At 63.0% G+C, this 13,615-nt stretch carries 15 protein-coding genes; 8 read left to right on the top strand and 7 right to left on the bottom strand.

The genetic code is table 11. The annotated features are described in order from the left end of the window. The first annotated feature begins 101 nt into the window (after window positions 1-101). The 6 genes from RBB42_RS10985 (at window position 102) to RBB42_RS11010 (ending at window position 6,875) form a co-directional block, all read left to right on the top strand. Complete coding sequence (locus RBB42_RS10985) at window positions 102-1,076, top strand: LysR family transcriptional regulator (RefSeq protein ID WP_305967754.1); 975 nt, start codon at window positions 102-104, stop codon at window positions 1,074-1,076. Window positions 1,077-1,148: 72 nt separating this feature from the next. Beyond that, entirely contained in the window at window positions 1,149-2,666 is a 1,518-nt protein-coding gene (gene arfA / locus RBB42_RS10990) for an arabinosylfuranosidase ArfA (protein WP_306043679.1), read from the top strand. A gap of 45 nt (window positions 2,667-2,711) precedes the next feature. Further along, window positions 2,712-3,797 (top strand): ABC transporter ATP-binding protein, encoded by a 1,086-nt coding sequence (locus tag RBB42_RS10995; protein WP_305967756.1) that lies wholly within the window; start codon window positions 2,712-2,714, stop codon window positions 3,795-3,797. A gap of 28 nt (window positions 3,798-3,825) precedes the next feature. Beyond that, window positions 3,826-5,103 (top strand): extracellular solute-binding protein, encoded by a 1,278-nt coding sequence (locus tag RBB42_RS11000; protein ID WP_305967757.1) that lies wholly within the window; start codon window positions 3,826-3,828, stop codon window positions 5,101-5,103. Window positions 5,104-5,169: 66 nt separating this feature from the next. Continuing rightward, on the top strand, window positions 5,170-6,054 hold the full coding sequence (locus RBB42_RS11005) for a carbohydrate ABC transporter permease (RefSeq protein ID WP_305967758.1): 885 nt from the start codon (window positions 5,170-5,172) through the stop codon (window positions 6,052-6,054). After that, complete coding sequence (locus RBB42_RS11010; RefSeq protein ID WP_305967759.1) at window positions 6,051-6,875, top strand: carbohydrate ABC transporter permease; 825 nt, start codon at window positions 6,051-6,053, stop codon at window positions 6,873-6,875. The genes RBB42_RS11005 and RBB42_RS11010 overlap by 4 nt, the downstream gene beginning before the upstream one ends. 61 nt (window positions 6,876-6,936) lie before the next feature. Here RBB42_RS11010 and RBB42_RS11015 read toward each other — a convergent pair whose 3' ends face one another. The 7 genes from RBB42_RS11015 to RBB42_RS11045 form a co-directional block, all read right to left on the bottom strand. Next, on the bottom strand, window positions 6,937-7,419 hold the full coding sequence (locus tag RBB42_RS11015; RefSeq protein WP_305967760.1) for a YHS domain-containing (seleno)protein: 483 nt from the start codon (window positions 7,417-7,419) through the stop codon (window positions 6,937-6,939). Between the two features lie 53 nt (window positions 7,420-7,472). Then, window positions 7,473-8,321 carry a cysteine hydrolase family protein gene (locus RBB42_RS11020; protein WP_305967761.1) on the bottom strand — a complete coding sequence of 283 codons (849 nt, stop codon included), beginning with the start codon at window positions 8,319-8,321 and terminating at the stop codon, window positions 7,473-7,475. 177 nt (window positions 8,322-8,498) lie between these two features. Continuing rightward, entirely contained in the window at window positions 8,499-8,789 is a 291-nt protein-coding gene (locus RBB42_RS11025; protein WP_305967762.1) for a hypothetical protein, read from the bottom strand. Window positions 8,790-8,973: 184 nt separating this feature from the next. Continuing rightward, the gene (locus RBB42_RS11030; protein ID WP_305967763.1) at window positions 8,974-10,068 is read right to left on the bottom strand and encodes a helix-turn-helix domain-containing protein; all 1,095 of its coding nucleotides are present in this window, start codon (window positions 10,066-10,068) and stop codon (window positions 8,974-8,976) included. Between the two features lie 73 nt (window positions 10,069-10,141). Beyond that, window positions 10,142-10,738 (bottom strand): pyridoxamine 5'-phosphate oxidase family protein, encoded by a 597-nt coding sequence (locus tag RBB42_RS11035; protein ID WP_305967764.1) that lies wholly within the window; start codon window positions 10,736-10,738, stop codon window positions 10,142-10,144. A gap of 11 nt (window positions 10,739-10,749) precedes the next feature. Continuing rightward, window positions 10,750-11,214, bottom strand: a complete 465-nt coding sequence (locus RBB42_RS11040) for a nuclear transport factor 2 family protein (protein ID WP_306043680.1) — start codon at window positions 11,212-11,214, stop codon at window positions 10,750-10,752. A gap of 86 nt (window positions 11,215-11,300) precedes the next feature. Further along, a complete protein-coding gene (locus RBB42_RS11045; protein WP_305967766.1) occupies window positions 11,301-11,849 on the bottom strand; it encodes a carboxymuconolactone decarboxylase family protein in 549 nt (182 codons plus the stop codon). A 184-nt stretch (window positions 11,850-12,033) separates the two neighbouring features. Between RBB42_RS11045 and RBB42_RS11050 the strand changes: the two genes are divergently transcribed. After that, the gene (locus RBB42_RS11050; protein ID WP_305967767.1) at window positions 12,034-12,630 is read left to right on the top strand and encodes a TetR/AcrR family transcriptional regulator; all 597 of its coding nucleotides are present in this window, start codon (window positions 12,034-12,036) and stop codon (window positions 12,628-12,630) included. Window positions 12,631-12,699: 69 nt separating this feature from the next. Next, window positions 12,700-13,584, top strand: coding sequence for a LysR family transcriptional regulator (locus RBB42_RS11055; RefSeq protein ID WP_306043681.1), 885 nt, complete (start codon window positions 12,700-12,702; stop codon window positions 13,582-13,584). The last annotated feature ends 31 nt before the right edge of the window (window positions 13,585-13,615 follow it).

A 13,615-nucleotide genomic window follows, 5' to 3' on the forward strand; every position in this document is an offset into this window, starting at 1 on the left:
GCGCGCCTTTTCCTTTGCGGGGTTGCTAAACATTGGGCGCAGCGCGAGTCTGGCGCAAGTTGCCCGGCGCGGCGGTCGGGTGCGTATTGGGGGCCGCGGCCGTGTCACATTATCTTCGCTCTCTTCGGCCGGTTCAGCTGCGCCTCATCAGTGCGATTGCCAGTCATGGCAAACTGCGGCTTGCGGCGGATGTCTGCGGGATGACCACGCCCGCCGCCTCGCGGATGCTGGCTGACATGGAAGAGAACATCGGTTCGGTCCTGTTCGAACGGACACCCAAGGGGATGCGCGCCACGCCCGAGGGGACGGTGCTTGTGACCCATGCGCGCAAGCTGGTCCACGATATCGACCGGATGTCACAGGATTTCTCCGCGCACCTGGGCGGCATGGGAGGCTCGGTGCGGGTGGGGGCCGTGACCGGAGGGGCGCTTGCCGCCATGATCCCGGCGATCCTCGAGCTGAAGTCCGTGGCGCCGGGCATCGACGTGTCGCTTGATGTCTCATCGTCGTCGCAGTTGATGCGGGGGCTGGAACGCGGCGACTACGATTTCACGCTGAGTCGGGTCGGCCCGCACGATTACTCTCGCGACTTCGACATCCGGCCCGCCCATGACGAGGAAGTTCTCTTGATGGTCCGGCGCGGCCATCCGAAGGCCGCCGTGGGGCAGGTATCGCTGGCGGATCTGTCCGACAGCCTCTGGACGATGCAGGACCGGGGCGCGCCGATCCGGCATGCCCTCGAAATCGCCTTTCACGAGGAAGGCACGGACCTGCCCGACAACCTGATCAAGACCGCCTCCGTGGTGGCCATCATGGCCCTGCTGCGCGATTCCGATGTCATCGCGGTGGTCACGCAGGAGGTGGCCGACCTGCTGCTGTCGCCGCCCTATTGCGCCGATCTGGTCCTTCTGGACACGATCAGGCCCATCCCGATCGAACCCTACCACATCCTCTGTCCACGGGATCGCCTGATGTCGGCGGCCGCCCGGCGGCTGCTTGGGCTTGTCGAAAAGCGGCTGGGCAAAGGAAATTCGGACCCGACAATCATTACCAATTCTGTCAACGCGATAGACTGAGATGTAAATTGAATGTAAACGCGCGGCGACCCTACTGTGCCCCCAACACGACATTCGTACCTGGGAGGGGACATGAAGGGCCGCGCTTCGATACATCGGGATTTCAGCATCGCGCAGATCGATGACCGTCTTTATTCGGCGTTCATCGAGCACATGGGGCGGGCCATCTACAGCGGCATCTACGAACCCGATCACCCCACCGCAAACGCCAATGGGTTCCGCAGCGATGTGCTAGATCTCGTGCGTGCGTTGAAGATCCCGGCGATCCGTTATCCGGGCGGCAACTTCGTCTCGGCCTACAAGTGGGAGGACGGCGTCGGCCCGAAAGAGGATCGCCCGGTCCGGCTGGACCTGGCCTGGCGGTCCAAGGAAACCAACCAGGTGGGTATCAACGAATTTGCCCGCTGGGCAAGGGATGCCGAGATCGAGATGATGCTGGCCGTGAACCTCGGCACCCGCGGAATCGAAGAGGCGCGCAACTTTGTCGAATACTGCAACCACCCCTCCGGCACCTACTGGAGCGACCTGCGCCGCAGCCACGGCGTCGAAGACCCCTATGGCGTCAACATGTGGTGCCTGGGCAATGAAATGGACGGCCCCTGGCAGATCGGGCACATGGAGGCCAAGGAATACGGACGCCTGGCTGACGAGACATCGAAGGCGGTCAAGGCCTTCGGCAAGGGGATCGAGACGGTGGTCTGCGGCTCTTCCAACGACCAGATGCCAACCTACCCGGACTGGGAGCGGCAGGTGCTGGAAGAGTGTTACGAGAATGTCGACTACATCTCGTTGCACAAGTATTTCGGCAACAACAGCCGCAACAGCCTGAACTACTTTGCCAAGGTCGAGGAAACCGGGCGCTACATCCAGTCGATTGCCGGGGTGATCGACTACGTCAAGGCCAAGAAGCGGGCCAAGAACGACATCTACATCTGCTTTGATGAGTGGAACGTCTGGTATCACAACCGCGAACAGGACAGCAAAAACTGGCACAGCTGGGACTGGCCCGAGGCGCCGGCGCTGCTGGAAGAGGACTACAACCTCGAGGACGCGATTTTTGTCGGCGGGTTGCTGAACGAGTTCATCCGCCGGTCCGACCGGGTCAAGATCGCCTGTATCGCGCAACTTGTGAACGTGATCGCCCCGATCCGTACCGAACGCGGGGGCAAGGCCTGGGCGACCTCGATCTACTATCCCTACCAGTTTGCAAGCCTTTACGGTCGCGGCACGGCGCTGAATGTCGCCGTGGACTGCCCGCGCTACGACGAGGCGGTGGCGCAGGATGTGAACTACCTTGACGTGGCCGCGGTGCTGGCGCCGGACGGCAGATCGATCACGGTGTTCGCCATCAACCGAAGCCCGGACGAGGCGATGGAGCTTGATCTTGCGTTGCACGGTTTTGACGATCTCAAGCTGATCGACCACCAGGTGATGGGCGGCGACAGCAGCCTGGCGCGCGTCGCCAACACCTGCGCCGAGCCGAACAAGGTCACCCCGCGCAAGGGGGACAGGCTGGCCGTGGGCGAGGGAGGTCTCAAGGGCGAGCTGCCGGCCTTTTCCTACAGCATGATCCGGCTTTCGGTCGGCTGAGGCAGGGGTGCCCGGCCCGGGAGCAACGAAAGAGGGGGAGGCGCGATGAAGGACACAGGCGTTCATCTGAGAGGGATCGAGAAGAGCTTTGGTGCGATCGACGTGATCCGTGGCGTCGACATGGACATCCAGCGCGGTCAGTTCGCGGTCTTCGTCGGCCCGTCGGGATGCGGCAAGTCCACGCTGTTGCGGATGATCGCAGGTTTGGAAGAAACCAGCGGCGGCCAGATCGCCATCGGTGACCGTGACGTGACGCATGAGGATCCGGCGGATCGCGGCGTGGCGATGGTCTTTCAGTCCTATGCGCTGTATCCGCACCTTTCGGTCTATGAAAACATGGCATTCAGCCTGCGGCTGGCCAAGCGGCCCAAGGCCGAGGTGGATGAAAAGGTCCGCGAGGCCGCCGGTATCCTGCAACTCGTCGAACACTTGGACAAGAAGCCGGCGCAACTCTCTGGTGGCCAGCGTCAGCGGGTGGCCATCGGGCGGGCTATTGTGCGCGCGCCAGAGGTGTTCCTTTTCGACGAACCCCTGTCCAATCTGGATGCCGAATTGCGGGTGCAGATGCGCCTGGAACTGGCGCGGCTGCACAAGGCGCTGGGCGCGACGATGATCTACGTCACGCACGACCAGGTCGAGGCGATGACGCTGGCCGATACGATCTTTGTTCTCCAGGGCGGGCATGTGCAGCAGAGCGGCGCGCCACTGGACCTGTATGACGACCCGTCGAACCGCTTTGTTGCGGGTTTCATCGGGTCGCCGTCGATGAATTTCCTAGATGCGACGGTGTCGGGGCACAGGGACGACGGTGTGAGCGCGACGCTGACCGGCCAGCCGGACATCAGCTTTGACATACCGCTGGCCGACAAGCCCGCGCAGGGTGCGCGGATCGCGCTGGGGATGCGCCCCGAACACCTGCAGGTGACTGAGGGGCGGGGTCTTCGGGTCACGGTCGACGTGGCAGAGGAACTGGGCGGCGTGTCCTACCAGCACGGCACCCTGGAAGGTGGCGAGCCGGTGATCTTTCAGCAGACCGGCGCCCGGCACGGGATGCACGGAACGGTCCAGACGGTGACGCCCGAGATCGGGCGCATTTTCGTCTTCGACGGCAAAGGCGATCGCATTCGATGAGACAACGACAGTCAGGAGGAGGACTGAAATGACTATGAAGTTTGGCAAGCTGGCCGCGGCAACCGCGGTGGCGCTGGGACTCTCCGGTCCGGCCTGGGCCCAGGTCGAAGTCGAGTGGTGGGACTTTCTGGCCGGTGGGGATGGCGTGCGCATGAAGGCGCTGATCGACCAGTTCAACGCGGAACACCCCGATATCCAGATCAGCGGTACGACGCTGGAATGGGGTCTGCCCTTCTATACCAAGGTGCGCACCGCGGTTGCGGTTGGCCAGGGTCCCGATATCATGACCTACCACTTGTCGCGGTTGCCGCTGGCACTGGAAGAGGACGTGCTGTCCCCGATCAGCGATGCCGACCTCGAGACGGCGGGGCTGTCCAAAGACGATTTCTTCGAGGCGTCAATCACCGCCGCGTCGACCGATGACGGGCAGTTGATGGCCGTGCCATTCGACATTCACGCCGTCGTTGTTCACTACAACCGCACGGCGCTGGACGGCACCAAGTGGCTGGACGCTGACGGCAATCTGACGGGCATTTCCTCCATCGCGGAGATGACCGAACTGTTGACCTGGGCCAAGGAAGAGGGCTTTTCCGATCCGTTGAGCTTTCAGTCCGAAGGCGGTGGCGGCACCTGGCGCATGTTCTACACGCTGCTGCGCCAGCAGGGCGGCGAGATGCTGACCGATGGCGAGGTGCTGGCCGGTGACAACATGGACAAGGCCGTGACCGCGATCCAGACCCTTGCGGATTGGCGCGCCGAAGGGCTGATCCCCGAGCAGGCCGCCTACGAGGCGTCGGTGGCGTTGTTCTCGGGCGGGAAATCGGTGCTGCACATCAATGGTGTCTGGGAGGTTCCGACCTTCAAGGACTCGACCGACGATGGTTCGCTGGGCTTTGACTGGTTCGCCAACGAAGTGCCGCAGATGATGGGCATGCCGGCGACCTGGGCGGATTCCCACGCCTTCGCCATTCCCAACGACCCGGACATGACCGACGAAAAGCGCACCGCCGTGTTGACGGTCATCGGCTGGATGCAGGAGCATTCGCTGGCCTGGGCCGGTGCCGGCCATATCCCGGCCTACAAGCCCACCGTCGAAAGCGACGACTACGCGGCGCTGCAGCCCAATGCGACCTATGCTTCGCTGGCGGACAACGCGGCCTTTGATCCGCGGTCCAAGATCGCGGGGGTTGCTTCGCCGGTCTATGACGCAGTGGACAACCTGATCGCCCCGGCCGTGCACGGGTTCCTCAGCGCCGAGGATGCCGCCGAGCAGATGAAGGCACAGTTGCAGTCCCTGCTTGACTGAGACTGACAGCCGGGGACCTGCCATGCCGGTCCCCGGCCCCACATGGGAGGGGAAAGGGAGGCCCTGATGTCGATACCAAAGCGCCGACGCCGCGAACTGCGGGCGTCGTTCCTGATGACCGCGCCGTTCCTGTTCATCTTCATCGTTTTCTTTCTCTACCCCACCTTCAGCGTGATTGCGCTCAGCTTTACCGACGCGCCGCTGATCGGTGAGGGACAGTGGATCGGTGTGGACAACTACGCCAAGCTGCTGAACGACCGGCTGTTTTATACCTCGCTCTGGAACAACCTCTATTTCGTGCTGCTGACGGTCATCCCGACGACGGTGATCGCCCTGCTGATCGCGCTGGCCGTCAGCAAGCTGAAAGGGCGGATGCAGGCGCTGGTGCTGACGCTGTTTTTCCTGCCCTACGTCCTGCCGGTTTCTGTCGTGACTATGATCTGGACCTGGATGCTGGATTTCCAGTTCGGCATCCTGCAGCCGCTGATCGCGGCCATCACGGGCAAGCCCGTGCCGGTGTTCAAGAACCCCCACTGGGTGATGCCCATGATCGCCGTTGTCACGATCTGGTGGACCAACGGGTTCAACGTGCTGCTGCTGATTGCCGGTCTGCGCAATATTCCGCCCGACCTCTACGAGGCTGCGGCGCTGGATGGCGCGACCTCCTGGCAGCGCTTCTGGCGGGTGACCTGGCCGCTGCTCTGGCCGATCACCGCGCTGGTGTTGACGCTGCAACTGATCCTGCAACTCAAGCTTTTTGACCAGGTGTACCTGCTGTCGAACGGTGGCCCCTTCAACCAGTCCTACGTCGTCCTGATGCAGATGTACCGAGAGGCGTTCCAGCTGAACAACGGTGGCTACGCCTCTGCCATCGCGATGGTGTTGTTCCTCTTCATCGTGATCGTCTCTGTCCTGCAGTTCCAACTCTTGCGCATCGGAGGCCGCAAATGACCGTCAAACGCGCCAGGGATCTTGCCTTTTCGGGCATTGTGCTGATCGCCGCCGCGATCTGGATCTTTCCGCTCTACTGGGCGCTGACCACGTCCCTTCGCAGCGAGAACCGGATCGTGTCGGATGCCGGTGTTCTCATCGACGAGCTGAACTTTTCCGCCTACCTGTCGGTGCTGTCCAATTCCAAGCTGCCGATCTGGTATCTCAACTCGGTGGGGACCTCTCTCATCATCACGATCATTGTTCTGGTGACGGGCATGATGTGCGCCTATGCGCTGTCGCAACTGCGGTTTCCCGGGCGAAAGATGCTGTATCTCGTGGTGGTGGCCAGCTTCATGGTGCCGGTCCCGGCGCTATACGTGGCACAATTCGTGCTGATGAGCGATCTGGACCTGGTCAACACTTGGTGGGGGATCATCCTGCCGCAGCTGATCGTTCCGGTGGTGGTGATCGTCTACAAGCAGTTCTTTGACGCCATCCCGCGCGAGATGCGTGAGGCCGTGCTGCTGGATGGGGGTGGAGAGTTCACCCTGCTGTTCAAGCTCTACCTGCCGCTGAACTGGGGCATCACGGCGGCGCTGGCGATCATCACCTTCATCTCGGCCTGGAACAATTTTTTCTGGCCGTTCCTGATCGCCACCAGCGAAAACATGATGACGATCCCGGTCGGCATTACGCAGGTCAACGACAGCTTCGGGGTCGCCTATGCCCGCATGATGGCATTGGCCCTTCTGGCGGCGGCGCCGGTCATCATCGGCTATCTGGTCTTTCAGAAACGCGTGACCGAGGCGGTGATGATTTCTGCCGGCGTCAAAGGCTAGGGTGTACTGGATCGGGCCGCGGGATGTCCCGCGACCCGGCCTGTTTGCCGAACTGCAGCGATCAGAGTTCGTCGATCGGTGTTTCCATGATCTCGGGCCACTTGGCAAAGGCGCCGGAGATCACGGTGTCACGGTCTTCCAGGTACTTGTCGAAGATGGCCTTGTTCACAAAGAGGTACAGCTTTCCATCGACGATGTCGGCATAACGCACGTCACCGTCCAGCTTCTTGCCGGCGTAGACGCCAAAGGCGCAGAACCCGCCGAACTGGGGCAGCATGGCCGCCGGGTCTGCGTCGAAGGCGGCCTTGGATTCGGCATTGGCAAAATAGTAGTCGACGCCGTCGTGTTCCGAGGTGAATTCGGCGTCACCGATTTTCGGCGCGTCAGCCTTGAACATCGACACCGGGTCAAAGCCGTGCATGCCCAGCGGATGGCCGGTCAGCGTCAGCCCGTTCGAGACATTGTACTCGTCGGCGGCAAAGGCGGCCGAGGCCAGCGCGATCAAAGATGCAGAGACGGCGGCGGCAAAGGTCAGTTTGGTCATGGTCTTGGTCCTTGTCTTCAGGGAGTTTTCAGGGAGGAGAAGTGCTGCGCCGCTTACGCGCCGCGAGCGATGCGGGTCACAGCGTCGTCTGTCCACCAGACGCCGTTGGCAACCATTCGGAAATTGATGATGGCGGCGAGGTATCCGTCGCCCTCCGGCACCTTCGCGCCGGCGGTGGCATCCCGAACCACGGCAACCTCGTAGCCCAGCTCCAGCAGTTCGTAGAGGTGCGCCTGGGTGCAGAGATTGGCCGACATGCCCGCCAGGATGACCTTGTCGATGCCGCGCTTGCGCAGCTGCAGGTTCAGATCGTTCTGCGCCGGGCTGTAGACCTTGTGCGGCGAACAGACGATGGTTTCGCCATCCTCGATGTATTTCTTGTACTGCGGCATCCAGTCGGCGCCCGAGCCGTCGAAGCCGTCAAGGTTCAGCGGCCCGGGACGGTCGAACATGCCGATGGCGTGCATGGTCTTTTCCAGCGTCCCCTCGAAGTGCCACTTGTGGTCATGCGGGTAGTAGTAGTGGGGCGAGATGAAGACGGGCATGCCCGCGGCCTTGGCGGCGGCAAAGAGGCGTTCGATATTGTCGACGGTGCCCTGTTCGGTCACACTTTCGCCCACGACGCCCCAGGTCACGCCGTCCTCGGACAGGAAGTCGATCTGCGGATCCGTCACCACCAGCGCGGTGCGGCCCGGCGTGATGTCCATGTCGATCTGGGGCAGGCCGGGGTCGGCCGGATCCGCATACAGCGCGCGGGCCTCCGGCGTGGCGGCATGAGCGGCAGAGCCGGCAATGGCTGCGGCCCCGGTGGCCGCAGCGCCGGCCAAAAGGCGGCGGCGTGCCGTGTCCACCTGTTCGGGCGTGACGTTGCATACGCATATGTCGTGATCGTCGTGGTTCATGGTCTCTCTCCTTTGGGTCAGAGCGGGGTGGGACAGCGCGGTCGCGCTGCCAGGGCCGCGAAAGTGGGGGCGCCGCATGGCGGTGCCAGTCGCGGCCTTTGGTGTGCCGCGTTGGTCCGTGTATCTTTCGCTGTCCTTGGGGACCGGGCTGCCAGGTGGGGCGGCCCGGGAATGGGGTCAGTCCACCGCGGGCGGCAGGATGCAGGTGCAGACCGGCGGCGGCGTCAGGGCCTGGGGGCCGGGCAGCGGGGCAAGGTCGGGCAGGTCCTCGGGAAAGGCGCCCTCGGCGCGCCAGTCGACCTCGTCGGTTGTTCGCGGGAGGCGGACCAGGAGTCGCGGTCCTCCTTCGGGTGTGCTGCCGGCATAGGCCGGGGCGGACATCATGATGAGCGTGGCCAGCCCGCCGGTGGCCAGGGCGCCGGCCAAGGCCGCGATCAAGAGCGAGGTCATCTCGCGGATGCCACGCATCCTGGGCGAGCCTTGCGGAGCATGTATGACGGTTACGCGGCAAAGGCGTTGTGCGTCGGGACCCGGGCGGGCCGGTGCGGATGTCAGTTCCATGTCTTGGGCCTTTCGTGTTCGCGTTGCCCGGGGCGCTGGCCCCGAATTTCGATTACGAGGGTCGGCGCCTCATCTTGTTGATGAAATGAGATTAAACCGCCCCGGCCCTGACAGTATCGGCCCCGCCTGCCAGCCTTTGGACAGTCCCTGCCATGACCGCGCCCTGGGGTAGGCGCGGCACGTCGCAGGCGCGGTTACGGTACTGCGCCGGGGCCTGCCCAACCCAGCGTTTGAAGGCACGGCCAAAGGCGCTCTGCTCGGCAAAGCCGGTGAGAAATGCGACCTCGGCAATACTACAGTCGCTGTGTTCCAGCAGATCGCGCGCAAGTTTGACCTGAACCTCGCGGACCACGTCGCGATAGGTGGTGCCTTCGTCCGAAAGGCGGCGAAAGAAGGTCCGTTCGCTCATCCCCATATCCCGCGCGAGGCAGGCCGCGCGCGGGACACCTGTGCTGAGCGCGGTGGACAGGCGGCGGCACAGGTCCGCCCGCAGTGGCGGCTCCGTTTCTTGGGGGCCCAGTTCCTGGTCCAGGTGCCGCGTCATGAACTCCGACAGAGCCTCGTCTCCGAGACGGTTGGGCAGGTCGAGGGAGCGTAATGACAGGGCGATGGAATCGCGGTCGGCGCCAAAGAGGACAGGGCAGCCGAAATGTGCCTCGTAGCGTGCCGGATCGCCGGAACAGCTGTGCCGAAAGGTGACGAACTCCAGCTGTAGCTCGTCGCGCACGAAATCCCGCGCGTTGCGGGCAAACCCGGCAAACGCGCATTCGTTTCGCAGGGTGAGGGCCGGGTGATCCGGCGTCCTTCCTTCGAGCATCAGCCGCGCCGGCGCAAGGCTGGTGTCCAGCCGGTAGACAGCGGTGTCCGTCAGCAGGCGAAAATAGCGTTCCAGCCGCACCAGCGAGGCGCGCAGGGTTGGCGCGGTCTTGAGCGCGAGCCCCAGAACACCAAGGTCATCCATCCGGATTGCATCGGCATAGGCCGCCATCAGGCTGACGCGGTCGGGATGACGCCGCGCGATCCAGCAGATGAGATCGAAAAAGCTCTGGTCGTCCAATTGCCCGTCCACGAGAGGGGCCACCCTGTGAACCTGGACACCGCCGGAGAGGATGTCCCCCTTCGGGGTCAGGGTCAGTTTGGCGGCCTCGGTGAGGGCGTGGGCAAAGGCTGCGGTGACGGTGGGCATGGCAGGCTCCAATTCTTTGCAGGGAAATGAAAACCGCCCCCGGGGATGATCCGGGGGCGGTGTCGGGGCAGGGTCAGGGACTGGTAAAGCGCTGTTGTTCCAGTTCGGCGATGCGTTCGCGCAAGCGGCGGATTTCCTCGCCGTATTCGGCATCGGTGCGGCGCACCGGAATGTGCTGCGGGCAATTCCAGTCGAAGGCGGCCACGTGGACAACGATGGCGCGTTCGGCGGGCGGCGCATCCGGACCATTCAGATGGGCAATCACCGACGGATCCTCGGTGATCCGGGCATTTCCAAGCAGCTTGAGCCGCTTGCGCCGCGCAAAATCCACCGCGAGGATCGAGATGCGGTCATTCCTGCGCAGGTTTCCGGTGCTGATGTACTGCTTGTTCCCGCTGTAATCCGCATAGGCGACGGTCTGCGGGTCGATCACCTTGAGAAACCCGGGCGTGCCGCCGCGAAACTGGACATAGGGCCAGCCTGTCTCGGACACCGTGGCCTGGAACATGCCGTCGCGGGCCTTGATGAAGGCGGCTTCGCGTTCGGTCAGTTCGGCACCATCGTTGCGGTCGGGGGAGAGGACGCGCGCGTAGATCTCGTCCGAGCCGTGCTGATGCTGTTCCGCACGCACGGTGGGCGTAAAGGCGATCCGGGCATAGGCATTGGCCATGGTCTTTCTCCTTATAGCCCCAGGTCGGTCAGGCCGGGGTGATCCTGCGGGCGCGGGCCTTGCGGCCAGTGCATCAGGCGCTCATCTTCCCGAATTGGCAGATCGTTGATCGAGGCGACGCGGCGCTGCATTCGGCCATCGGGCGCGAACTCCCAGTTTTCGTTGCCGTAGGCGCGGAACCACGCGCCGCTGTCGTCGCGGTATTCATAGGCAAAGCGCACGGCGATGCGGTTGCCGTCATGGGCCCAAAGCTCCTTGATCAGGCGGTAGTCATGTTCGCGCGCCCATTTGCGCGACAGAAAGTCGACGATGCGGTCACGGCCCTCGAAACGCTCGGCGCGGTTGCGCCATTGGCTGTCGGGCGTATAGGCCAGCGCCACCTTTTCGGGCTGGCGCGTGTTCCATGCATCCTCGGCCAGGCGGACCTTTTGCGCGGCGGTTTCGCTGCTGAATGGGGGGATCGGGGGTCGGGTCATCTTTGGTTCCTCGGGGAAAGGTGGGCACCCCGGCGGGGGACAAGGGACAGGGAATGTGCCGGGGCGCCCTGGGGGGACCTGCGGGATCAGGCGGCGTCAGAGCTTACGACCGGAAAGTCGATCGGGGTTCCGAAGGCCTCGTTGAGGTAGTTGGTCAGCGTGTTGAGCGCGACATGGGCGACGATCTCGACGATCTGCGCATCGCTGAAGCCGGCGAGTTTGACGGCAGAGACCTCAGCCTCGATCACGTTGCCGCGCGCCTTGACCAGCGACACGGCAAAGCGGACGGCGGCATCGGCCTTGGGGTCCGTCGAACCGCCCCGGCGGTTGGCCACGATCTCGGCGTCGTCGAGCTTGGCCATGTTCTTGCCGATGAAGGCATGGGCCGACAAGCAGTAGTCGCAGCCATTCACCTGCGCGACGGCCAAAGCGATGCGTTCTCGGGTGGCAGCGGGCAGGTCTCCCTTGGACAGGGCGCCGCTCAGTTCGAGGTAGCCGCCCAGGGCTGCGGGGCTGTTGGCCGTCAGCCGAAAGAGGTTGGGTGCCGAACCAAGCGAGGCCTTGACCGCCTCGAGCAGTGGGCGCGAGGCGGCGGGGGCGTCTTCGATGGTGGCCGGAAGGGGGATACGGGTCATGGGATCTCTCTTGGTGTGGTTTCAGTGAACGCGTTTGAACGCCACTCATAAAACAGACAGGTCTGTATATTTGTCAAACCCCTATCACCAAGCTGTGAAAAATGGCTCCAGCGCTTTCACATTGAAATAGAGTTCAAAAAGCAGGATAAATATACAGAACTGTCTGATAACTGGAGAGAACGATTTGAAGTCGCGCCGTGATGATCTTGTCGAAACTGCCCTGAATCTTTTCTATGTCCACGGCTTCAACGCGACCGGCATCGACCGCATCCTGAGCGAATCAGGTGTGGCCAAGATGACCCTCTACAAGCACTTCCGCTCGAAGGACGAATTGATCCTCGCCGCCCTGCAACTGCGCGACGAACGGTTTCGCAACTGGCTCATGGCCGAGATGGAGAAGTCGTCGACCGATCCCGAAGAGCGGCTGATGGCGATGTTTCCCGCACTGGAAACATGGTTCTTGGGCAAGGCGTTCAAGGGGATGGGTTTCTACGGGTGTGCCTTCATAAACGCGGCGGGTGAGTTCGGGGACCAAGCCCATCCGGCGCATCGTCTGGCGGCGGAGCACAAGCGTCGAATCGTCGACTACCTCGTCGAACTCTGCCGTGATGCGGGTTTGCCCGATCCGGAAGGCCTGGCCGAGCAGCTTGCCCTTCTCAAGGAAGGGGCCATTGCCACGGCGCATGTCCGGAACATGCCCGAGGCGGCCCGCACCGCCGAAAAGATGGCGCGCGTTCTGATCGAAAGCGCCAAGGCAAGGCGCGGCAATCCGGCAGAATGAGCGCCGCCTCTGGACTTTTTCATCGAAATTCAGGATCGAGAGGGCTGTTTACGATAGGAAAACGGTATCATGCTCGACAAGTTAGAAATGTTCATCGCCTTGGCCCGTGAAGGCCATTTCGGGCGGGCCGCGGAGCGCATGAACATCGCGCAACCCACCTTGTCGGCGGGGATCAAGCAGCTTGAAGAGCAGCTTGGCGTCCAGCTGGTGTATCGAGGCTCGCGATTCGGAGGGCTGACCCCCGAAGGCCAGACCGCGCTGACATGGGCCAAGCGGATCACCGGCGATGCCCGTCAGTTGCGGGACGAAATGCGGATGAGCCGGACGGGCCTTGCTGGTGAAGTGCGGCTTGCCGTGATCCCCACCGCCCAGTCCTGGGCCGGACATCTCTGCACGGTCTTCGCGGCCCGTCACCCGAATGTCCGGTTCCGGATCCTGTCCCGCAACTCGCGCGAGATCCTGCAATTGCTGGACGATTTCGAGGCGGACGCCGGGATTTCCTATCTCGACAACGAGCCCCTTGGCCGTGTCGATACGGCCGAATTGTACGAAGAAAGCTACATGCTTGTCTGCGCGATATCTTCTCATTTCGCCGGTCGGGATAGCGTCGACTGGTCGGCCCTCAGCGGCGTGCAACTGGCCCTTTTGACGCCCGACATGCAGAACCGGCGTATCATCAATCGCCTGTTCACCAAGAACGGCGTCCGGCCCAGCACTTGCATCGAAACGAACTCGGTCATCGCTCTGGTGGCCAGCGTGATCCAAGGGCAATGCGTGACCGTTCTGCCCGGAGATCTCGCGCGGTTCCTTGCGGCTGGCAAGGATATTTCACTGGTCCCGCTGCAAGGGGCGGGACGCTATCACAAGGTCGGATTGATCCTGCCTCACAGGGATCCGCGCACACCGGTTCTGGATGCGCTATTGAAAGAGGCGCGCAAGCTGCCGCCAGTTTGATCGGAAATTTCTATCGACTGACGGAACAGCG

This window comes from Mameliella sp. MMSF_3455 (assembly GCF_030733205.1).
In the GTDB taxonomy this organism is placed as follows: Bacteria; Pseudomonadota; Alphaproteobacteria; order Rhodobacterales; family Rhodobacteraceae; genus Antarctobacter.